General features: G+C 51.1%; 19 protein-coding genes and 1 pseudogene. 13 read left to right on the top strand and 7 right to left on the bottom strand.

Annotated elements, in window-relative coordinates; translation table 11 throughout:
* Positions 1–17: 17 nt before the first annotated feature.
* Both DA792_RS09890 and DA792_RS09885 read right to left on the bottom strand, forming a co-directional pair.
* Positions 18–2705 (bottom strand): hybrid sensor histidine kinase/response regulator, encoded by a 2688-nt coding sequence (locus tag DA792_RS09890; RefSeq protein ID WP_107719799.1) that lies wholly within the window; start codon positions 2703–2705, stop codon positions 18–20.
* Positions 2702–3250: an oxidoreductase gene (locus DA792_RS09885; protein ID WP_159075233.1), complete on the bottom strand. Its 549-nt coding sequence runs from the start codon at positions 3248–3250 to the stop codon at positions 2702–2704. The genes DA792_RS09890 and DA792_RS09885 overlap by 4 nt, the downstream gene beginning before the upstream one ends.
* A 163-nt stretch (positions 3251–3413) precedes the next feature.
* Here DA792_RS09885 and DA792_RS09880 point away from each other — a divergent pair, with 163 nt between their 5' ends.
* Positions 3414–4085: a response regulator transcription factor gene (locus tag DA792_RS09880; protein ID WP_159075232.1), complete on the top strand. Its 672-nt coding sequence runs from the start codon at positions 3414–3416 to the stop codon at positions 4083–4085.
* Between the two features lie 376 nt (positions 4086–4461).
* Here DA792_RS09880 and DA792_RS09875 read toward each other — a convergent pair whose 3' ends face one another.
* A complete protein-coding gene (locus tag DA792_RS09875) occupies positions 4462–4959 on the bottom strand; it encodes a hypothetical protein (protein WP_107719796.1) in 498 nt (165 codons plus the stop codon).
* A gap of 1259 nt (positions 4960–6218) precedes the next feature.
* Between DA792_RS09875 and DA792_RS09870 the strand changes: the two genes are divergently transcribed.
* The 4 genes from DA792_RS09870 to DA792_RS09855 are packed head-to-tail and all read left to right on the top strand — an operon-like array spanning position 6219 to position 11052.
* Positions 6219–7268 carry a hypothetical protein gene (locus DA792_RS09870; protein WP_107719795.1) on the top strand — a complete coding sequence of 350 codons (1050 nt, stop codon included), beginning with the start codon at positions 6219–6221 and terminating at the stop codon, positions 7266–7268.
* The gene (locus DA792_RS09865; protein WP_107719794.1) at positions 7265–8128 is read left to right on the top strand and encodes a class I SAM-dependent methyltransferase; all 864 of its coding nucleotides are present in this window, start codon (positions 7265–7267) and stop codon (positions 8126–8128) included. Before DA792_RS09870 ends, DA792_RS09865 begins: the two co-directional genes overlap by 4 nt.
* 31 nt (positions 8129–8159) lie before the next feature.
* Positions 8160–9140: a Bug family tripartite tricarboxylate transporter substrate binding protein gene (locus tag DA792_RS09860; protein ID WP_107719793.1), complete on the top strand. Its 981-nt coding sequence runs from the start codon at positions 8160–8162 to the stop codon at positions 9138–9140.
* Between the two features lie 46 nt (positions 9141–9186).
* A complete protein-coding gene (locus DA792_RS09855; protein ID WP_107719792.1) occupies positions 9187–11052 on the top strand; it encodes a tripartite tricarboxylate transporter permease in 1866 nt (621 codons plus the stop codon).
* Positions 11053–11183: 131 nt separating this feature from the next.
* On the opposite strand, the gene DA792_RS09850 is transcribed toward DA792_RS09855, so the two are convergent.
* From DA792_RS09850 to DA792_RS22220, 3 genes are all read right to left on the bottom strand, one after another.
* The gene (locus DA792_RS09850) at positions 11184–11432 is read right to left on the bottom strand and encodes a hypothetical protein (protein ID WP_107719791.1); all 249 of its coding nucleotides are present in this window, start codon (positions 11430–11432) and stop codon (positions 11184–11186) included.
* A 65-nt stretch (positions 11433–11497) separates the two neighbouring features.
* Positions 11498–11632, bottom strand: coding sequence for a hypothetical protein (locus DA792_RS23080; RefSeq protein ID WP_302667016.1), 135 nt, complete (start codon positions 11630–11632; stop codon positions 11498–11500).
* A 16-nt stretch (positions 11633–11648) separates the two neighbouring features.
* Positions 11649–11819, bottom strand: a complete 171-nt coding sequence (locus DA792_RS22220; RefSeq protein WP_159075231.1) for a hypothetical protein — start codon at positions 11817–11819, stop codon at positions 11649–11651.
* A gap of 690 nt (positions 11820–12509) precedes the next feature.
* Here DA792_RS22220 and DA792_RS23255 point away from each other — a divergent pair.
* Positions 12510–13058 (top strand): transposase, encoded by a 549-nt coding sequence (locus tag DA792_RS23255; protein ID WP_107719789.1) that lies wholly within the window; start codon positions 12510–12512, stop codon positions 13056–13058.
* 641 nt (positions 13059–13699) lie between these two features.
* On the opposite strand, the gene DA792_RS22215 is transcribed toward DA792_RS23255, so the two are convergent.
* Positions 13700–13987 carry a hypothetical protein gene (locus DA792_RS22215; protein ID WP_159075230.1) on the bottom strand — a complete coding sequence of 96 codons (288 nt, stop codon included), beginning with the start codon at positions 13985–13987 and terminating at the stop codon, positions 13700–13702.
* A gap of 39 nt (positions 13988–14026) precedes the next feature.
* Here DA792_RS22215 and DA792_RS09835 point away from each other — a divergent pair, with 39 nt between their 5' ends.
* From DA792_RS09835 to DA792_RS09800, 7 genes and pseudogenes are all read left to right on the top strand, one after another.
* Entirely contained in the window at positions 14027–14803 is a 777-nt protein-coding gene (locus DA792_RS09835; protein WP_107719788.1) for a hypothetical protein, read from the top strand.
* Positions 14803–17019, top strand: a complete 2217-nt coding sequence (locus tag DA792_RS09830) for a DDE-type integrase/transposase/recombinase (RefSeq protein WP_107719787.1) — start codon at positions 14803–14805, stop codon at positions 17017–17019. The genes DA792_RS09835 and DA792_RS09830 overlap by 1 nt, the downstream gene beginning before the upstream one ends.
* Entirely contained in the window at positions 17016–17978 is a 963-nt protein-coding gene (locus DA792_RS09825; protein ID WP_107719786.1) for an ATP-binding protein, read from the top strand. Before DA792_RS09830 ends, DA792_RS09825 begins: the two co-directional genes overlap by 4 nt.
* 238 nt (positions 17979–18216) lie before the next feature.
* A complete protein-coding gene (locus DA792_RS09820; RefSeq protein ID WP_107719785.1) occupies positions 18217–18414 on the top strand; it encodes a hypothetical protein in 198 nt (65 codons plus the stop codon).
* Positions 18415–18821: 407 nt separating this feature from the next.
* Positions 18822–19208, top strand: coding sequence for a TniQ family protein (locus DA792_RS09815; protein ID WP_159075229.1), 387 nt, complete (start codon positions 18822–18824; stop codon positions 19206–19208).
* A 244-nt stretch (positions 19209–19452) separates the two neighbouring features.
* A pseudogene (locus tag DA792_RS09805) lies at positions 19453–19638 on the top strand (IS3 family transposase); the annotation flags it as partial.
* Positions 19625–19837: an FAD-binding oxidoreductase gene (locus tag DA792_RS09800; protein ID WP_199908151.1), complete on the top strand. Its 213-nt coding sequence runs from the start codon at positions 19625–19627 to the stop codon at positions 19835–19837. The pseudogene DA792_RS09805 and the gene DA792_RS09800, both read left to right, overlap by 14 nt.

The following is a 19837-nucleotide window of genomic DNA, read 5'->3' as shown; positions in this document are numbered from 1 at the left end:
GTTTTCAGGCCGATTGGTTATAAGCACTTTGACGATAGCAATTGTGCAAACCCTTGTAGGCGTACAATTTCAGCCCTGCGACAGCATTTTTCGATCTCACCCAAAAGGCGGCCGAGTTTCGGGTAACCAAGAAACAGCAAACTCCCCGCAACAAAGTGCGAAAATTGCGCAATCTCATCAAGGTCTTTTGCCCCCGGGTCATTTTGCAGCATGCCCCGTAGCATGTCTCCAAGTGTTTCCACCTCTGTTTTGGCGCGATGGGTCAGTTCGACCAAATTGGGATTTTTCTCAAAACTCGGGAGCGGGTTGGAAAGTCGTTCGAACTCGAACTCCTCTTGCTGCTCGACATCGTCCATCGCGTCGCGTTCTGAAATGACTTTTTCAATGTGCGACCGAAGCTGATGCATGGTGAACGGTTTGTGGAGAATAGAGTCGATGCCGCTTTCAAACAGCTCAAGTGTCTCTTCCATCTTCATGCTCGCCTGCGCCGTCACGGCAATAATACAGGCTTTCGAGGATCTTGACCCCAGTCGTATGATGGATGAGGCATCTAAGCCTGACATGTTCGGCATATTCAGATCGGTCAAGATAAGATCGTAGACTGTCTCACAGGCCTTTTGAACCGCTTCAAACCCGTCAATGGCGGTGTCCACATCATAGCCGATTTGTTCGGCCATTGCCTTGAGCAATGTTCTATTGGTGGGGTGATCTTCGACCAACAAGACATGTCCTTTTGGTGCGCCGGTATGTTTCACATCCTCGCGTGTAGGTGTGTCTGGGGCTGGCGTGCTATTTGGCGTCCGATCGGAGCGCCCAGACATTTTCCCCAATTGGATATTCGCGGGCATGTCGTCTTCGGATTGTTCCTGTTTCGCGGAAGATGGCACCCGGATCGCGTCATTCTGCTCATCGTGTACAAAAGAGGGGATCGTGAAACAAAACCTACTGCCACTTCCCAGAGTACTTTCCAATGTGATTGTCCCGCCCATGAATTCCACGGATCTCTGGACAATTCCGAGGCCTAGACCGGTGCCGGGCAAAACCGGTGCAACTTCGTCGGATAGAGAATAGAAATCTTCGAAGATGCGCGCTTGATCTGCCTGGCTTATGCCAATGCCCGTATCAATCACCTCGATACGTGTTTCCCATGCATTATTTACCAACGAGTTTGTGCCGACCACAGTGATCGAGCCAGCATTTGTAAACTTGATGGCATTGGAAATGAGGTTGTAGATCGCATTTGAAAACGCGCGCCGGTATCCGATGTTTTCATCCGGACCCCGCCAGTTGAGTGTCAGGGCGTTGCCCTTTGATTTGGCCAATGCCTCGAGCTGCTCACATATCTGCTGTACTGTGTTGCGAGGGTTATAAGGCTGCGGGGTGAGCTGAGATGACATGGCATCATGCCGCGCAATGTCGAGAACATCGTCAATTTGCTCAAGAGCTGTTGCCGCGGCATCGCGTGATATCTGAATATATTCGCGACGTTTTATTGCTTCCGTCTCGGTTTCTGCGAGATCAAGAGCCGCGACAACGCCATGCAGAGGCGTCCGCATTTCGTGACTCATCGTCGCGAGAAAACGGCTCTTTGCAGACGCATCACTGCGTGCGCGGGCCAACGCTGTGCGTGCTTTTAGGCGTGCATTCCATTCTTGAGTAGTGTCACGCACGAAGCCGATTAAGACCGGTTGCCCGTCCATTCCCGTCTCTCTTACGATGCTAAGAGATGCGGGAAATGTTTCTCCATTGAAGCGACGGGCCCTTACATTTGAACGATGTAAGGCGTTGTTGCCGCTTTCTTTGCAGGCAAACATGATGCGGAGTTGTTTTTCGAAAGGTGCCCAGCTTTTTTTGGGTGTCAGGTGCTTTAAAACGGATTGTCCATAGGCCTCTTTGCGTTGACATCCAAACATGGCCTCGGCAGCAGCATTGAACTCTATGACTTTAAAATCACAGTCCATTACGATGATTGCATCGTGAGAGACCTCAAGTAGTTTTGCGAGATAGGATGACAATTTTTTTTGAGTGAGATTGGTGGTTGCGATCCGCCTCAAAAGAAACACCACGGATATGAAGCTCAGGAGAAGTAGACCGATTAGAACAAGAGAATAAAAGAGATAGTTGTTCAAAGATGAATGCAGGACGCTGCGTCTCTCTTCTTGAGAGTCGATTGCCGACTGCAGAGCCGACAACGCAAAGATTCGGCTAAGCGTTGCGGCATATTCGATTAAATCGAAGATTGCTCGCACATCATCGACCGTTTTCAAACGCCCTGCATCTATTTCAATTGCAGCCTTGTCACGCAGTGTGGTCAATTCCGATAGGGCGTCACGGGCATCTTGTTCGACGGGAAATGTTCGCAACCTTTGTGCAACTGTGTCCACGCGCGCATAAAAGATGTCGAAACGCGTCTCAATTTCGAGATGGGTCTCGTCGGATATCTGAGACCCGTCTTGCGTTTCCATTAAGGCTTGAGCAAGGGCTAGCTGAAGGCGATGCAGTTCCACTTCGACCTGAACGAAGTTCCAGGTTTCGCTGTCAGAGCGTGCAAAAGAAAAGGAATTAACTTTGCGGGACAAGTCAACGGATATGGTCAAGAGGATCAGCAGGACGAAGCTGAAAATCGTTACTGAAACGTACATTTTCCGTCGTGTCAGGCGCCAATGCGGAGACACGTTCAGAAATTTCGGAATGTGGCGTTTCATTCTGACGTTAAAACCCTAATTTCAACGAGTTGCCAGACGGCGGCTCCATACACAGGTTCTGTTTGATATTCTTTGCGTTTGTCGAAGGGATACATGATCCACAGAGGGCCTTTCTCCCGGAGAGAAAACGGCATCCCATCGATCCTGTTGGCAATGATTGGATAGGTGTCATCAATCAAAGCGGGGCTAATATCAACCTTGTAGTCATTGGCTCCAACGAACGTCATTGAATTTTGTTCGTGGATTCCCACCATGGAAAGGACGCTGGTAAGAGAAGGGCCACTATAACTTGGACTCCCTTCTGTCCAAAGCGAAGATGTTTGGAAGGATTGCTGTTCCAACTGCAGAAGCATGTCGTCCGTAATCTCGAAACGTTCATCTGTCCCTTCTATAGAAATTGTCAGAAGCACATCCTGAGCACAGACCATTTGCGGCGATAGCGCGAAACAACCTGCGAAAGCAATCATTTGGGCAGCTTTAAGAGTAAAACTGTGTGGGAACATGGTCATTTCCTTGAGATAAAACGCTTTTAGGGAGATTTTCACCAAAAAAGTTTTTTATACACTGCGCAAAAGTAAAATAGCATCATCTTTAGTTTCCACGTTATTCCACCAAGGATTTATTTGCTCTTAATAGTTTCTGCATATGGCGGCGGCGCTAAAATTCATACAAATAGTAAAAAATTGTATATCCTATAGAGAAAATCCTATGCACAAACCTCAAAGGCAGTCGAACACAGAGATGCAACAGCGCATGGTTTCCGTCCTTATTGCCGACGATCATAAGCTGATCTCAGAGGCTTTGAAGATTATTCTGGTTGAAGAGGGAGATTTTTCCGTCGAAACGAGCGTCTCATTGCAAAGCACCCTCGACGTTCTGCGCGCACACCCAAAGTCTTTTGATGTTGTGATGCTTGATATCTCTATGCCGGGAATGGAAGGTTTGCGATCTGTGAAGCAGGTCGTAGATGCCACCCATGAGGGATCTGTTGTCATTTTTTCTGGAACGGCTGACGATGACTTCGTCTGGCAGGCAATTGAGATCGGGGCAAAGGGATTTATCTCCAAAGGGCAACCTTTTCGCAGTTTTGCCGCGACACTCAGATTGATCGCCGATGGCAACGAGTTTGTCCCACTGTCATTGTCGAGAAGTGTTAAAAACGCAACCAAAGGCGCAGACGGACCCGATGAGCAAGAGCGGCGCATTCTCAAGCTGGTTGCAGAAGGAAAGACAAACAAGGAAATTGCGTTCGAGCTGAATTCGAGCGAGGTCGCAATTAAAATGAAAATGCGGTCGATATGTACGAAACTAGATGCCAAGAACCGCGCACACGCTGCTATCCTTGCGCAAAGACATGGGCTCATAACGATTGAAACGTGAGCAGGGCTAAGAACAATCAATTGTTTCGACTATTCAAATCGGCTCATATGATCAATGGACATGACGGAGATCGCCCGGAGGTCGCGTTTGTCAGCGATCTGGTGGCATGTCTTTCACCTAGATGAGTAACGGGTCAGTGACTGCCCTTAACTTATTACGACAAGTCGTAAATTTCTTATTTATATCTGTCACATGCCTCGAAACAAGCAGCAACGATAATCACGACCAAATTTGCGATAAGCAGGCCCAATGAAAGCGAAAATAGAACATTGAGGCCGATGAGTATCATCACGAGGGATGTAAAGATGAATGCAACTAGAGCCAAAATCCCAAAAAATATCATATTTCACGTCTTCTATTTCGTTACGAACCAATCTTACGGGTGACTTCGGAAATCGCGTTGTCCACGCTTTAAGGATTGCACAACCGATCGTGTGGGCGCGTGTGTAAGTGCAGAGTTGAGGCGTTGAACCCAAACGCGATTGTTCACGGGCGCTTGCAGCAGTGCGAGTTCAAGGCAGGAGTAGGTAACAGGCAGTCGGAGAGAAACATCTGCGAGAAATAATCTGTGCGTTCCGAATTCATCTGTGCTGAAATCTGAAGATACCAGAATTGTCGCCACGTCCGGGAACCGCCCCCGCATTTCCCTAATCCTGTCATACTGAGCGGCGATGCCGCCGAAACTGTCGACGTCGATGAATGCAAAATTGATCCCAGGAATGGCGTCGAGACACCGCATGAACTCGCTGTAATCTTCGCAACAGGTCACGGTTGCGTCGTTTTCCACCAGCATAATTGGCAAGGTGTGCGCCAGAACTTTCGATTGGCTCAGGAACAGACATTTTGCATCCATCCCGTCGAAGATACTGAACATGATTTGCCACCTGCATTTGAATTTAAATCTTTGTTCCCTCACACTTACAGCGGATTGATCCCTGTAGTGTTCGCCCGAAAGGTGAATGAGATTCTCTTTAGTTGTTCGGCCACTCCAATGATCGCCTTCACTAAAGAGGGTCCCGGAAAATCGGACGGTGGCCTATGCCGCATCCTAAATTTTTGAAGGCATTACAGGCGGCAAAGCGCGGAAATTTTGCAGGTCGGTTTAAGACAAGGTTGCTTTGGCGGCATTGCGAACCTGTCTCAAAAGAGAGGACCACTTCACTCATCGCAAACAAAACGGTCAGCCCACAAGGTTTTGCCCGACCAGTATGTGTAGCCAGCATTGGGACATTTGCCGGTGATGCATTCTGATCGGGCAGGCAACACGAGATATGTATTTGCTGCGCGGTCTCGGGGGGGGTGATAAGCACAGCACCTACGTGAAGTCTCGTGTGTGATACGGGCGGTATCTCAGCAAATATGAGGTGGTTTGCGCGCGATTCCAAAGTGTCTTTCGATTGGCGCGGGATCGAAAGTTGCATTCGGGTTCCACGACCTCGGCACGCTGGTCCAGCCGAAGCAGGTTTGCGGTTGCGCCTGATCGACGTCGGTAAAGAGATCGTCCGACCTGCCGAACGGTCCTCCCGCGACACCCTGAGCGTCTGATCAGGTGCCTGCGCAAGTTTCTGAAAGGGTGAGAATAGTTCAGGGTCAAGTCTGGTTGGACGTGCTGCATGGTCACAGAAAAAAGACCGGCGTAAATGCGATGATGAGTGCCGGGGTGGGCAAGCATAGCGTTAAAATCATCATTCAAGTTGGGCGATGTGATGCGCCTTTGAGTTGATGTATGCGCAAAAGTTTCCATTTCCTCATAGCGCTTCTCTAAAGGGGATAGGCATGTACTAAAGAGAATTTGATTTGAAGGGCACCAAGTGATTTGAATGAAAGCGTGTCCAGCGAGTTTAAATTTGCTGTGCTCGACCTCACAGCTCAACACCTTCTCCACGCCAATTTGGCGTGGTTTTTTTTAATCAGGGGACGAAAATATTGAGTATTCGCTGTGGTCCCAAGTCGACCTTCGTGGGGGGCGCCTAATACGCGGAGATTACAGGCGCTTTGATCGGGAACCACACCTAATGCTACGGCTCAAAGGCATGTCCATGCAAGATCGGGGGCCCTTGAAAACGTGATGCAAGTCGAGCGGTCCTGAAAACTGCGCCCATGAAATCAACAAGAGGTTCCAAGAGTTTCACTATGTCCGTAAAGATCAAAAAAGGAAAAGGTATCTTGTTTGATGCGGTGCCTGACAGTGGCCAAGTTATGGTGAAGGTCGCGCCACATGGGCGCCCACTTTACATTTGGCCTAACCGCCTTGGATTTCCAGAAAGTCTCCTGCCGAAGATTAAAAAACAGTCTGTTCCCTTCCTTTACCCACCGCAGACTCCGGTTGAATACAAAGGTGGCAGCTGGATTGTAAACATGTGTGCGGACGCAGACGAATATCGCAATGCACTCATTGGTCTTGACCGGGCCTTTGGAGACAAAATCCCTATATTTAATCATCCTCGGGCTGTGGCGATGACACGTCGAGATCTCAGCGCAAAACGTTTGGCAGGGATACCCAACCTGGTCGTTCCTAAATGTGTGCGTTTCATGGCTGATGAGAACAACAGTTTTCAGAGAGCTTTTGAAGCAAACGGTTTCAATTACCCGGTGCTCGTGCGTCCGGCTAAATCTCAAACTGGCCGCGATCTTGTCAAAATCGACAATCCGTTCGACTGGCCAAAAGTTTACAAGACGCATTGGCAAGGTAAGTCCCACTTCATGACCCAATACGTCGATTACTCAAACACATCTGGGGACTTCATTAAGTCTCGGATTGTTTATGTCGGCGAGCGCATGTTTGTGCGACATGTAAAGCGTGCGGAAAACTGGCGCATCCACAACCAGACCGCATCCAGCAAAACAACGGATGAAGCGTGGGAGGCCTCGATCTCAGAGCAATTGATGAGTGATCCTGTTTTTCACAACATGCTCAGCGAGGTGCCAGTTCGTGTGAAACTGGATTTTTTTGGCCTAGACATTGGTGTCGATCTTGAAAATCGGCGGGCGATACTTTTCGAAGCCAACGCTGCGATGTCTATTTTCTTTGCCACAGGCGCTGATGAGCGCTCGCAGGCGAGGGCGACGCGCCTTCAACATCCGATTGTGCGTGCTCTGGAAGAGCATTTTGCGACCCCCCAAAACTGGCGATCCGGCGCGGACATCGGCGAAGAGCCCGTCGAAAGGATCTTTCAGTCATGAGTGTCAGAGACGAACGCGCATTATTCACAGGCGAGACTCTGCAGGCTCTGGCGGAAACAGCGCAGGACATCCTGCAAGATGCGCTAAATGGGTGCGCGCAAGACTGTAAAGGGTTTCACGGATCGTGGCCGTTTACACAGCTTTTCAATCTCCTCCCCACCACATTGCGTGACAAAGAATTCATCGCAGATCAGACCGCAGCCGCCGTTGGGGCCGGCGCGCGCAAATTGGTTATTTCAGGCGCTGCCGACGATGGCATTCTAAAGGCAATGCTCTCTAAATTGCCGTCGCCACCGTCAGATTTGGCGGTGCATGTCATTGATCTATGCGACACTCCTCTTAAAGCAAATGTGCGGACTGCAAAGCGGCTTGGAGTCAATCTTTCCATAGCCAAAGCCGACCTTCGGGCTGGGTTGAACGTGAAAGCAGATGTGATTGTTGCTCATAATCTTCTGCCTTTTTCATCTCCCGAAGATAAACAGGTGGTGGTGCAGGCTTGGGCTGATGCTCTCAGTTCGGGTGGATTGCTATGCGCCGTGAACCGGATCAAACCAATGGCCGCCTATGGCGCACCACGATTTCCATTGGCCGTTCATGATGAGATGGTCCAAAGGATCTTGGACCTGCAATCGATCTCCCCATATCGCGATCTTATTACGCCAGAGCTGTTGGCCGGCCTCTTCAGGGAAGCTCTGGAGACCTCGAAGATGTGGTATTTTCGTTCAAAAGACGAAGTGATCACGCTGTTGGAGGCGGCCTCATTCTGCATCCTTGGGACCCATACTTACAGCCGAAGAGGGGAAGTCCCCTCGCATATGCCTGGCAACGAAACCATCAGAATCTCAGCCGTTCGCTCGTAGATCCAACCAACCAAGATCCAAAGGAGATAACATGATCAACAAGAAGACAGGCTGGGCTGTAATTTTGGCGGGCGCGGCGATTTTCGCTCCGATAAGCGCCTATGCGGATATTGTCATCAAGGTCGGTTTTGCCGTTGGTGGTGGATATGATGTAAATGCTCGCTTGATGGCAAACCATCTTGGTCGTTTCCTGCCAGAGGCTGGGTCGATCTACGTTGAAAATGTTGATGGCGCGGGGTCTTTGAGGCTCGCAAAAATGATGCTCGCCAAAGAGCCCGCTGATGGTACCGTTATCGGCTCGATATCCTCATGGTTTCCTGTCGGTGCGACCTTTGATCCAGCCTTGGTTGGACTCGACTTTTCCCAGCTCAGCTGGATCGGTGGGATCGGAACGACGCAAGAACGCCTTTGTGCAGTCTCGTCCAGTCTTGGAATTGCGGACATCTCGGACTTTGCGGAACAAACTTTCCAACTTGGTGCAACCACTTCTGGAACCACCGATGTTATCACCCGCTTGGTCCAAAACACGCTGCATGCTGATTTTGAAATCGTTAGGGGATTTTCAGGTACGGCACCAGTACGAGCGGCGATCATTCGCGGCGAATTGGATGGGTATTGTTCGTTGCGGGTGCGTGATCTTGAAAAGGTGTTCGAACCCGGAACGATGACACCGATTTTGCAGGCCTCCTACCGCCCTAACCTTGACCTACCTTATCCGCTTCTTCGCGATCTCGTTGAAGCGCCTGAAGATATTGAAATTGTTGATTTTATTTTATCGCATGAGCTGTTTCAATATAGTTTTGCCCTACCGCCCGGCACGCCCGAGGATATCCTAACCGTGTATCGACAGGCCTTTGATGCCATGGTGCAGGATCCCGAGTTCCTCGCTGAGGCAGCAAAGTTGCGTATGCAGCCGAGCCCGATCACCGGAGCTGAACTTGAGGATCATCTGGATCGCATTCAGAAAACACCCTTAGAGGTTTTGGCACGGGCGGGCGCAATGCTTGACTGAGGCATTTCGCGCGCGCCACCCGGTTTGACCAGATGAGAGATCCCAGATGGATGTCATGACCTTACTCACGGCCGACGCTTTCACTATGCTCATGCTAGGAGTGTCAGCAGGCTTGCTCATTGGGGTCATCCCGGGATTAGGAGGCGTGTTTGGCCTGTCGATCCTCGTCCCTCTGACCTTTGGCATGGGACCAGAAAGCGCGATCAGCCTTTTGATGGGACTGGCCGCTGCGGTAACGATCTCCGATACGATTCCAGCGATTCTTATTGGGGTTCCCGGCTCGGCCGGGGCCAGTCCTACGGCCTTGGACGGGCATGCGCTTGCCAAGCAAGGTCAAGCGGGGAGAGCATTTATTGCCGCCTATACATCAGCTTTTTTCGGAGGAATCTTCGGTGCGTTGGTTCTTCTGGCCGCGATCCCGTTTATGACCGTAGCGGCAAGTTGGCTCAAAATCCCCGATTATTTCGCTGTCGCCATGCTGGGTCTCTCCTGTGTGGTCCTTCTGAACGGAATGAAACCAAGAGAAGGGCTTGCTTCTGCCCTCATGGGGGTGACCTTTTCGTTTGTTGGTTTAGACAGTTTCACCGGGGAAGAGCGCTGGACCTTCGGCTCATTATATCTGTGGGATGGGTTGCCCATTTCCATCGTGTTGCTCAGCATGTTTGCTCTACCAGAGATAGGCCCGCTTCTGGTCCGTGGGCGCATCTCGGCGCGTGATGTTGGCTTTCGGAAAGAGGACATCATCTTGGGCATGCGTGATGTTTGGCGTGAAAAGGGGCTTGTGGTGAAGTCTAGCGCGCTGGCCTGCATCGTAGGCATGATCCCAGGGATCGGCCTGTCGGTGATTTCCTGGCTTGTCTACGGGATTGCCTCCCGTCATCGGGGAGACGGTCCGGATTTTGGCCAAGGCAACATAAGAGGGGTAATCGCGCCCGAAAGCGCGGCCAATGCCACGGAGGGGGGGACCTTGATCCCGACTTTGGCGTTGGGCTTGCCCGGTAGCGCTTCCATGACACTGATCCTAAGTGCCTTAATTATTCAAGGCATCGAGCCGGGCCCCGTTTTGATCGCCCAGCACAGAGAAATTGTCGTAGCAATCGTGATTGCGCTTTTACTGGCAAATACGATTGGATCAGTGATGAGCCTGGCCTTGACGCCGCTGCTTGTCCGTATTGCGCTGCTGCGCGCGAATATTGTCGTGGCTATTACGGTCATGGCGGTTTCGTTATCGGTTACTTTGCCGACACCAACATTGCCAGTTGTGCTTGTCCTGGTCGTCTTTGGGACCCTTGGCATCCTGATGAGGCAACAGGGATGGTCTAGGCCTTCTTTTGTCCTCGGATTGGTGCTTGGCCCAATCCTTGAGAAAAACTTTATGCTGGCAACGCAGTTGAACGGCTTTCACTGGCTTATACGTCCCAGCATCATCTGCGCTGTGGTCGTCTTGATCGCTGTTCTCTTTATGCGAAGGAAATACGTGCATAATCGCCTTCAACAGGATTCGCGACCCGAAGGGGCCCCCTTACAGTGGGCTCTCATTGCCCTTTCTTTTGCTCTTGTCGCTCTTGTCGCTGCCGGCTCCTACAGTTTTAAAATGCAGGCTGCGGTCTTTCCTATAGTGACCGCTGGCGGTCTTTTTGTTGTTACCCTGACCATGGCTAAGTCCGCCATTTACTCCGGGATCGCACCGGTATCGCAATTGCCAAAGGCACTTCAAGCTGACGCAAAGATTCTTCTTCTTTTGTTGGCGTTCGCTGCCATGAGCGTTTTTATCGGCGCCGCGCCTGCCGTCTTCCTGTCTGTGACCATCTTCAGCAGCCCCGGCCAAAAAACTTGGTGGCACAGCTCTGCAATTGGTGCGATTTGCGCAGTTTTGGTGGGAGGTTTAGAGTTCTCCTTGTATGGTTTGTAGATGGCCTTGTGGCGCGTGAATGACAAGTAATAGTTAGGCAAAATGTCTTTTCATTTAGCCACGAATGAATAGAGGTGGTTCGGTGTGTTTGAACAGTTTAGAGCCGTTTCTTAAGTGGATTTCCCGCTCGGTTATGCCGCCACCGGGATTGGCTGCGGATTGATCTGATATGCCTGATCGGGCGTCTGACCGGCTAAATATCGGGCGCCTCTTGTGCGGGCGGTCGAATCGCTGCTTAGCCCATCAGTACTCGTCGGTTCGACGCACCAGTTTGAGGTCCGCGCCGCCGACTGGACGCAGCGGCAATACGGGTCGTCACCGCTGATCACCAGAAGTTCGGCTTTCCGTGTCAGGGTGAGCTTTTTGGTGCGTTCGGTCATTTCTTTGCGCTTGGCAGGAGGCCGGCCTTGGCGAGTACACCTTCCATGAAATCACTTTCCCAGCGTCAACTGGCCAATTTTGTATTCAAGGATTTAATGCCGATTTCCGGTTTTTTCGCTGCTTTCGGCTTGTCATTCAACGCGTCGATGATACCGCACAGCAGTTGATCCTTCATGCGCGCACCGCTGAAAAAAGACATGCAGTCTTACCAATGGTCACAAATCTGTTTTCGTAAAATATATGTAAGCGCTGATCATTGCGAGAGTGCCATATCCGGCTGCAAGATAGCTTGCAAACATCCAAAATAGCGAAACTCCAAGAAATGCCGATACAGAAAGTGTAGCTAAGGCAATCACACCCGCGAACATTACAGCAATACTGGTCATAATTATATATCCCACACGACGCATACTTTTAGGGAAACTGTATCTATTGCGCACCTCACTCACGAGTTGCGCATTCAGAGAGTTGAGTGCGCGATAGTTTTGTTGAGTCCAAAAGTTTCTCTTGAAATATTCATCCTTCGATTCGCCACCACCGAAACATGATCCCCACAGAATTGGCCTGACGGACAATGCCCTTTGGAGCGTGCCTGCTATGTGAGGGCTGCACGCTCCAAGGCGCACACCCCAAACTGGCCTACTTTTGCTCCGCCACAGTGGCAGGTTTTTACGCCGCCGTTGGCAGAGCAACGGTGGCGCAACGCCACGAGGTGAAGGCATAGCTCTCGTTCGAGGTAAACCTTGCCTCTGTTATCGACGACGCACATCGCACACGACCGAAGCGACACATCTAATCCAACAAAATATTCCATCGTCTGACTCCCTTGTTCACAGCTATGCCGTGATCCTAGCGGGAGCTCGACCAACGTGCAGGGTCAGCCCAATTACGCTTGCTTTCCGCCCGTTTCGTCGAAAAACTCCGCATAGTGTAAATGGCCTCGAAAACTCGGACCCTGTTCTCACCACGAGAGTTTTTGGAAACAATGTTTGCGAGGTAATCCACATGAGGTTTTGCAGTTTTATCTGCGGCGCTGTCGGCTGGTCATCGTCGCCATCAGATGCCATGTTTTAATTATGGATGAGATTGCGGCAGAAATTCATTGGAAATCACTCTGTTTGGCTTTGCCCCCAAACGGCGTCGCCAAGACTTTTCGCACAGAAGAAGAATGCGTGCGACGGCTGGTAGAGGTCCGGTTTCCGCATGGCGTAACTTGTCCGAAATGCGAAGCATCTGAGGTGTCCCCTTTAAGTACTCGGCAGTTCTATCACTGCAAAAAATGTCGTTGTCAGTTTTCGGCTCGACAGGGGACAGTCTTTGAGCGAAGTAATCTTCCCTTGCGAATTTGGTTCTTAGGAACCGAAATTGCCATCAACGCCCACGCTGCGAAAAAGCTGCGTATCAGCTATTCTATTTCTTCCGTAATGAGACGCCTTTCTGTTGCGCGAGGCACGGCAGTTCGTCTCAGGACTGTGATTGCAGACGATCTATTGCAGGATCGTGGCGGGATCCTAGGGCGATGTGTTGCCTTCCAACATATTGATTTTCCCGAGACAGTGGAATCTGGGACATTCGAACATCTTTCATGGTTGGACGCAGCGATAGAGCGGCGCAGGCACCTTTAAAGATTTGCTGAATAAAATAGACTGCTTTGTTTGGGGGTGAGGACATTTACTGTATTAATCCAAAAATTGACGCATAAATCCATTGCAAGAAATGAAACGAAAGAAGGAGTAAATAACGATTTTGGGATATGGAACGTGACATCAATAAACAATGCACCTGGCTAAAGTAACAGGCTGCGTTGGATTGAAAGTATCTTTGAGAAAAGTGCAGACGCATGATCTCTTTAAGCACGTCATGTTTGCTTGCGAAAAAGGAAACCACTAGAGATTTCCTCTAAGCATATGATATTGCTTTATAAAAAATATGGACTCTGTCGCCGTGATTGAGTAGCGACGGGTCGAAATCGCCCGGGTGTTCCGGGTTTCAAAAGAGAATCAACGTTAACACCGTGCCTATGGTCAGTGCGCGAACGGAGAAGTTATGGCTGCATCTTTTTAATCATATTTCATCGATGTTTTGCAGGAGGCTGACACGCCTGCCGATGCATCCGTGCCGATGACGAAGAGGGACATTGAGCGGGTCGAATTGTTACAAAAAACGCATCAAAAACAGAAAGGAAAAAGAAAGTAAGGCTTGGAGAAAGGAGAGATGTCGTTGGCGCGACTGATCTCTCCCTCTGGTCGGATCTAAACCCAACCGTTCACGTGACGAATGTAGCCACTTCGGCTTCGTCGTTCAACGGGTTTAGCACCAACATTTCGGCCATTGCCAAGTTTTTCTGCTGAGAATCAATCCCTAAAGCTTGGTCGGCTGCACAAGAGACCACACCAGTATCTTGACACAAAATGCGCCCAATCGGTGCAAACGGAGAAGCTATGCCCGAAACTAAATTTTCCGATGCTTTTGAGACGTATTTCGCTGCGACGACAATTCCAAAATTGCAGAAACTGCAGGGGGACAGTGCTGCCATCGAGCAGTTTTTCAACATGATGGCCAAATCCCTTGAAGACGCGATGGAGCGCCAGAAATGAGTGTTCTCGATGAAGTCCGCGACATTGCGCGTAAGACCACCAAAAAAACAAAAGTGCGGAAGGAAGCGGCAAAACGCAAGCCTCAGATTGCAATCGGTGAAATCGATGGGGTGATCGGGTGGGGGACGCGCCGCAATCCCCTGTCCCGCAGCAATCGTTCTTATAAATCGGGCATGATCATTCGCACACGCATGAACGACATGGAACCGTCTTTGGCCCTGAATGACTCGGAGATCGAAGAGGCATTCAAGATCGACGCATTGTTGCAGCCGAATGTCGTCGGCGTCGAGTGTCAGCCTCTGACTATTCCGTTGCCATCGAAGACGGAGAAAAAGTCTCGGCGTTCGCATAGCTTTGACGTCCGGATCACGCTCGAGGATGGCAAGGTCTATCTGGCCTACGTCAAAGCGCAAAGATCTTTGCGCTCGAGCTCGAGTGTAGCGACGATCTCTGAGATCGTGGCGAATACGCCGGCAAATCTCTGCCATCGTGTTGTCGTAATCTCGGATGTGTCTTTTTCCCGAAACTACCGGGACAACAATCGTCGCATCCTCATGTGCCACGAGATGCCGAATGCAGAGGCTGACCGGCGCATCTGTGAACTTATCAACACGGAGGCATCGCCTCTGCGTATTTCCGCTCTCATCGAAAAATCCGGCCTCGCCAAAAGTGACGCCTGGCAAGCCATTCTGCGCATGATCGGTGCGGGAATGGTTGGGACCGAGCGCGATGCCGTGATTGATTATCCTTCACTCATTTGGAGACCTGAATAATGACGAAATATACCACACCCAAGTTCCCTGTGGGGACCGTTGTCACTGAAGGTAGCAAAAGCTCGCGCATCATTGCAATCCTTGATGATATGGCGGTCATGCGGCCGACAACGGCCGATGCAAACGACCATCTCGATTTCTTCATGTCGCTTGAGGATTTGACGTCGAAGATGAACGCTGTCGATTTCGAAATCGATTTGCCGCCGTTGAAGACGCTCTACGGATCTACCGCTTTGCCGAAAACCGGGCCTGATTACATCGATCTGGAGGATGAGGAGCAGCTCAAAGTCCTCTTTGAACTTTGCGCCACGTTGGTTCTCGAAGAGTATCAGAACAATGGGCTCAAGAAAGTTACGGAGGCTTGGATCAACGATCATCATGAGGTCATTGAAGGGAAAGTAAAAAAACGCTTTCGTCAGCTGATTGGGCAGGCGCAGCGCAAGTCCAAGTCGACGATTTCGTTTGATTTGCCGGCGGGAAAGAAGCTTGCCCGTCAGTTCAAGGACCATCAGTCCGAGTTTTTCAACCCGAGTGACTTTGCGACCAAACACGGTCGCGCAGGGCGCCCCGAGAAAGAGTTTCCCGAGTGGGTCAATAAGCTCATCGACGAGAGCGCCACGGATTATTGCGACGGTCGCGAGAAAACGGTGAAGCACGGCTATACTTTGCTCGAAGGTCAGCTTCTGGAGGAAAACGCGCGACGGGCAAAAACCGATCCTGGTCATGAAGATATCAAGGTTTCGGAGACAAAATACCGTAAGATCGTCAAGGCGATGCCGAAGACTGCGGTCATGGCGACGCGAAAGGGGCGTGCAGAGATGATCCGGAACATGCGCTCGGGCATCGGGGAAACAATTGCGCGCATGGTGGGCGAAGTTATCCAGATCGATGAATGCGAGCTTCCGCTATGGGTGTTCCTAGAGAAAACCGGGCTTCATCATGTCGTGGGCGAACGCACGATGAAACAGCTTCGCAAAGAAGCTGAAAATGAGTCTGTCGGCAAAGTGTGGATCCTTGTCGCTTACGACGTTGCGACGGGCAGGCCGCTCGCGTTTAATATTGCGCGCTCCCAGTCTGCAAACGATACGCTGGAGTTGATCCGTCGCCTTGTTTCGGACAAGACGAAACTGGCACGCGAGGCGGGGTGCCAGCATGCTCCACCGCCTGCAATTCGGCCGTTTCAGATTGTGATGGATACCGGCTCCGGACTTTGGAACCGGCACGTCCCGACGGCAATTCTCTCTCTCGGAGCAATGTTCAGGTTTGGCCGTACGAAGTCCCCGACGGACAAAGCTTTCATCGAACGTTTCTTCGCGACTCTTGGTAGCGATATCGTTCGGGCCCTTCACGGTCATAGTGGGAATGGTCCGGGGTCTGAGACGGATTATGATGGGAAGGAAATGACCGCTCTTACGATCGCACAGCTTGAGAAATACATTTGGTGGTATTTTACAGATTGCCTTCCGTTCAAAAAGACACAGCGCAAAGGCGGCTGGGGCATCCAGCAAAAACAGCTCTTTGATCAGACTGTCGAAATGTATGGGAAATTGCCGCAGCTGTCGCGCCGTAAGATCCGGCGAGCTCTTGGTCTGAAAGTGTGCCGTTCTGTGACCAAGATGGGTGTCGAGGCGTTTCGAATGCCTTTTCAAGGTGACGTAAATTTCCGGAAATGGGCTTTGGATAATATTGGTGCCGAGGTTACTGTTTACGTGGATCCGCACTCAATCGAAGAAGTCACTGTTAAGACGGACAAGGGCGAGATTTTTCATTTACGGGCGTCGCTGTCCCAATTCCGCGACTTCACTTTGCAGGAATGGGTGCATTTTCTCGAGGAATGGCGCGCGTCTGATGCGGTCAGCAAAGAAATCTCGGCTATGGCTCTGTACCGTTTCTACAAGCGCATTGATGCCGAGATGGAAAAACTCCTCGATTTCTACGGGAAAGAACACAAGGTCATCACCTTGGATGAGGCACAGTCGCTTTGTGATGAATTGGCCGGCGGCGATCTGACGATCCTTGAGCCGGATGAAGGGAGCAAAGCGGCCGCACCGATGGATGTCTATCTGGGGGGCGATGACGGTGAGGGCATCTTCGTCCCCGGCGCTGATATTGAAGATGCCGAAATCATCGAAGAGACGCTGCCCAAGACACCCGAAAAATCGAAGGCACCGAAGACGTTTACCGGCGTAGCCAAGGGGAAGGGGGGGCTGAAATGAACGCTCTCGTCGACCCGAAAACCCATGCTGAAGCGTTCACCACCTACCTGACTCAGTTCAAGAAGCACAACTATGTGTTGCCGCGCTATGCTGGGCTGGAAACTGGGTTCAACAGTGTTCTTGCGCAATTCGTGTCTTCTCGGATGGCTGAAGTCCATTTCGAGGGGCGTGGATTGGTCCTGACTGCCGGCACGCGGTCCGGCAAAACACATGACCTCAAGGAACTTCTTAAGTCGTTCTCGGATGATCCGTCAGAATTGGGCGGTGGCTTTGAGCGCAAGAGTGTCCGTGTGTCGCTTCGGGCCACGACGTCGTGGAAACATCTTGGGTCTGCTCTCTTGAAGGCAACAGGGTACTTTTCCGATCTTGACCATCGCAGCGCTGATTTGATCTGGCGGCGTACTGAGAGCCAGTTGATGCGCAAGGGCGTCTTTGTGGTTCATATCGACGAGGCTCAGCATCTGTTTTACGAAAAGAAGTCGGAACAGATCAAAACGATTTTGGCAGGTCTCAAAGACTTGATGAAACGCCCGGATTGGCCGGTGCTTCTGATCCTTTCTGGCGTTCCGACGCTTCTTGAGTTTCTCAATGGTTCTGATGAATTGGTGGCATTGCTAGAGCCAATTTCTTACGAAGATATCGCCTACAATTCTGAGAGCTTGGAGGAGGTTGATGCGATCCTCTGTGCATTCGCCGAGGTGGCAGAAATCGACGTATCCACTCTTCGGAACGAAGAGGTCTATAACCGGATGATCCATGCAACAGCGAGACGCTGGGGGCGGCTCATCGAATTGGTGATCCAGTCGCTGGCTTATGCAAAAGCGTCCGGTAAAGGTGAGCTTTCCAATGCCGATCTCGCGGATACCTTTCGTAGGTGGACCGGCGCAGCAGATGGCGCGAATGTGTTTCTTGTAGAGAACCCTTACCGGATCAAGGCGCATATACTTTTTCCGTCATAGATCGGCTTTCCCGAGACCGACAACAATGGAACCCGCGATGTATTCATCGCGGGTTTTTCTTATTGGTGGTGTCGAAAACTGTGTAATTTCGAAATTTTAGGGAGTGGTTTCAAAATTTTGAAATTAAGATATTGAAATCATTCGTATTTGTTTGATTTTGGCTGATTTCTCGTAAGAAATTTCGAATTTCTACATCTTCACCATCGCGGGTCAGGCGCTCACGGCAGAGCGTTTGACAATGCGCGGCAATACGATTGAGGTCGATTTTGCGCCGGAGGCCGCAGGACCTTTGGCGGAGGCCTATGTCGGGAGCCAATCCGTCTGTGTCGCCAATTTTCCGGTGACCTATTCGGTGCAGGATTATCAGACAGAAGGCACCAAAGGCTGTCGTGCGATTTTGTTGGTCAACAGCTCTGCGGGGCGTGTGTTGCACTAAAGAGAATACAGTTCTGGGGCGGATGCGTTCGCCCCCGACGCGGATCAGGCCGCAGGCAAAATAACTTACCGGGCGGTATCAAATATGAGCCTGATCAGCGAACCTAAGGGGGGCCAATTGGTCCCCCTTTTTTTGACCGGCGCTGCCTTTGCTTTCGCAAGCTGGACTTGTGTGCGCAATCGTGGATGCTGGGTTAAAACTGTCCTGGGAACCGTGTCTGCTGTCTGAAGCCGCCAAATTTCATGATGATGAATTGTTTATCAGCGTCTTGAGTAGACGCGCTCGCGGATTGGCGTGAGTATGGGCGTGAGCAGCGTGTTTGATCTCTTGCTCGATCTCTCTTTGCCTCGCAGAAGCGTTCTAAACAGTGCCGTTGATGATATAAAAAAGGAAATTTGAGACGTTTGGTGTCGATTTCGATCGAGCCATGCACCAAACATTTCAGCAAAAAAAACGGCCAAGATGTGCGTCTTGGTGGTCAAGTCTTCCTACATCAACGGCGACTGCGCGGCCAGTTTCGCGTCTGTCCAACCTGTATTCGCGAGGACATTGGTGCTGATCTCACAGAGAAAACCGCGCTGAATGCATATGCGCGACTGGCATGGTCGATTGGTAACTTTAGGGTGTGCCCGACGCATTCTCTCTTTTTGGGTCTACCGCCAGAGCCGGGTCCGGCACATGAATTCAACCAGGCTTGGGACGCGTGGGGGCCGGACATACAGGATGGTGAGCTTGATCAAGGAAGCCAAAATGACGCGTTTTATGAGCGTCATGTCCTGGTGAGCCACAACTGAGGTCACAAGGGCGCTACGGCCCGGTCCATGATTGGTTGAAGCGTGGGGCGGGTGCCGCGCCCGAATTCGAGCCGATGAAAGCCCTTCTGCGCGAACATATTCTCGAAAGCTGGCCCCTCGCAGCTGGGACTGATGTTTTGGGGCAACCACTTGAAACGCGAAGGTTCCATTCCGCTTTGAGCGCAGCGCATGAGTATGGTTTGAGGCCGCAACAGGTGATCAATCTTTTCAAAGATGCGGGTAGCGGATCTACTGCGAGTTAGAGCTGAACCTGCGGATCAAACCTAAGAAACGCTTGAAGCGAGACAAGCCGGAGCCACAGGCTGTGCCTGAAAGACCAAATGAGACTTGGTCGATGGACTTCATGGCTGATCAGTTGGCGGATGGTCGGTTGATCAGGACGATGAACGTGCTGGATGACTTCAACCGTCGGCACCACGACGGTGACGCCGGACCAACTACCGCTTGTCGGGCCGGTGCCAGGCCAGCCTGGTGCCTTCGTGGCAACGGGTGGTTCGGCGTTCACCTTGGGGCCGAGCTTTGCGCAAGTGCTTGCCGCTCTGATCTCGGGCCAGCAACCTGACACCGATTTGAAGGCCTTCGATCCGGCGCGCTACGGGAGGAAGTAA

This window comes from Celeribacter baekdonensis (genome assembly GCF_003047105.1).
GTDB lineage: Bacteria > Pseudomonadota > Alphaproteobacteria > Rhodobacterales > Rhodobacteraceae > Celeribacter > Celeribacter baekdonensis_B.
This window is presented reverse-complemented; position numbering and strand designations above follow the sequence as displayed.

Bases quoted from the DNA above. Each gene is read 5' to 3' on its own strand.
- DA792_RS09835 (WP_107719788.1), top strand. From the start codon at position 14,027: ATGAGTGTTCTCGATGAAGTCCGCGACATTGCGCGTAAGACCACCAAA.
- DA792_RS09890 (WP_107719799.1), bottom strand. From the start codon at position 2,705: ATGAAACGCCACATTCCGAAATTTCTGAACGTGTCTCCGCATTGGCGC.
- DA792_RS09820 (WP_107719785.1), top strand. From the start codon at position 18,217: ATGCGCGGCAATACGATTGAGGTCGATTTTGCGCCGGAGGCCGCAGGA.
- DA792_RS09830 (WP_107719787.1), top strand. From the start codon at position 14,803: ATGACGAAATATACCACACCCAAGTTCCCTGTGGGGACCGTTGTCACT.
- DA792_RS09860 (WP_107719793.1), top strand. From the start codon at position 8,160: ATGATCAACAAGAAGACAGGCTGGGCTGTAATTTTGGCGGGCGCGGCG.
- DA792_RS23080 (WP_302667016.1), bottom strand. From the start codon at position 11,632: ATGTCTTTTTTCAGCGGTGCGCGCATGAAGGATCAACTGCTGTGCGGT.
- DA792_RS09850 (WP_107719791.1), bottom strand. From the start codon at position 11,432: ATGACCGAACGCACCAAAAAGCTCACCCTGACACGGAAAGCCGAACTT.
- DA792_RS23255 (WP_107719789.1), top strand. From the start codon at position 12,510: ATGGATGAGATTGCGGCAGAAATTCATTGGAAATCACTCTGTTTGGCT.
- DA792_RS09870 (WP_107719795.1), top strand. From the start codon at position 6,219: ATGTCCGTAAAGATCAAAAAAGGAAAAGGTATCTTGTTTGATGCGGTG.
- DA792_RS22215 (WP_159075230.1), bottom strand. From the start codon at position 13,987: ATGTTGAAAAACTGCTCGATGGCAGCACTGTCCCCCTGCAGTTTCTGC.
- DA792_RS09865 (WP_107719794.1), top strand. From the start codon at position 7,265: ATGAGTGTCAGAGACGAACGCGCATTATTCACAGGCGAGACTCTGCAG.
- DA792_RS09875 (WP_107719796.1), bottom strand. From the start codon at position 4,959: ATGTTCAGTATCTTCGACGGGATGGATGCAAAATGTCTGTTCCTGAGC.
- DA792_RS22220 (WP_159075231.1), bottom strand. From the start codon at position 11,819: ATGACCAGTATTGCTGTAATGTTCGCGGGTGTGATTGCCTTAGCTACA.
- DA792_RS09855 (WP_107719792.1), top strand. From the start codon at position 9,187: ATGGATGTCATGACCTTACTCACGGCCGACGCTTTCACTATGCTCATG.
- DA792_RS09880 (WP_159075232.1), top strand. From the start codon at position 3,414: ATGCACAAACCTCAAAGGCAGTCGAACACAGAGATGCAACAGCGCATG.
- DA792_RS09800 (WP_199908151.1), top strand. From the start codon at position 19,625: ATGACTTCAACCGTCGGCACCACGACGGTGACGCCGGACCAACTACCG.
- DA792_RS09825 (WP_107719786.1), top strand. From the start codon at position 17,016: ATGAACGCTCTCGTCGACCCGAAAACCCATGCTGAAGCGTTCACCACC.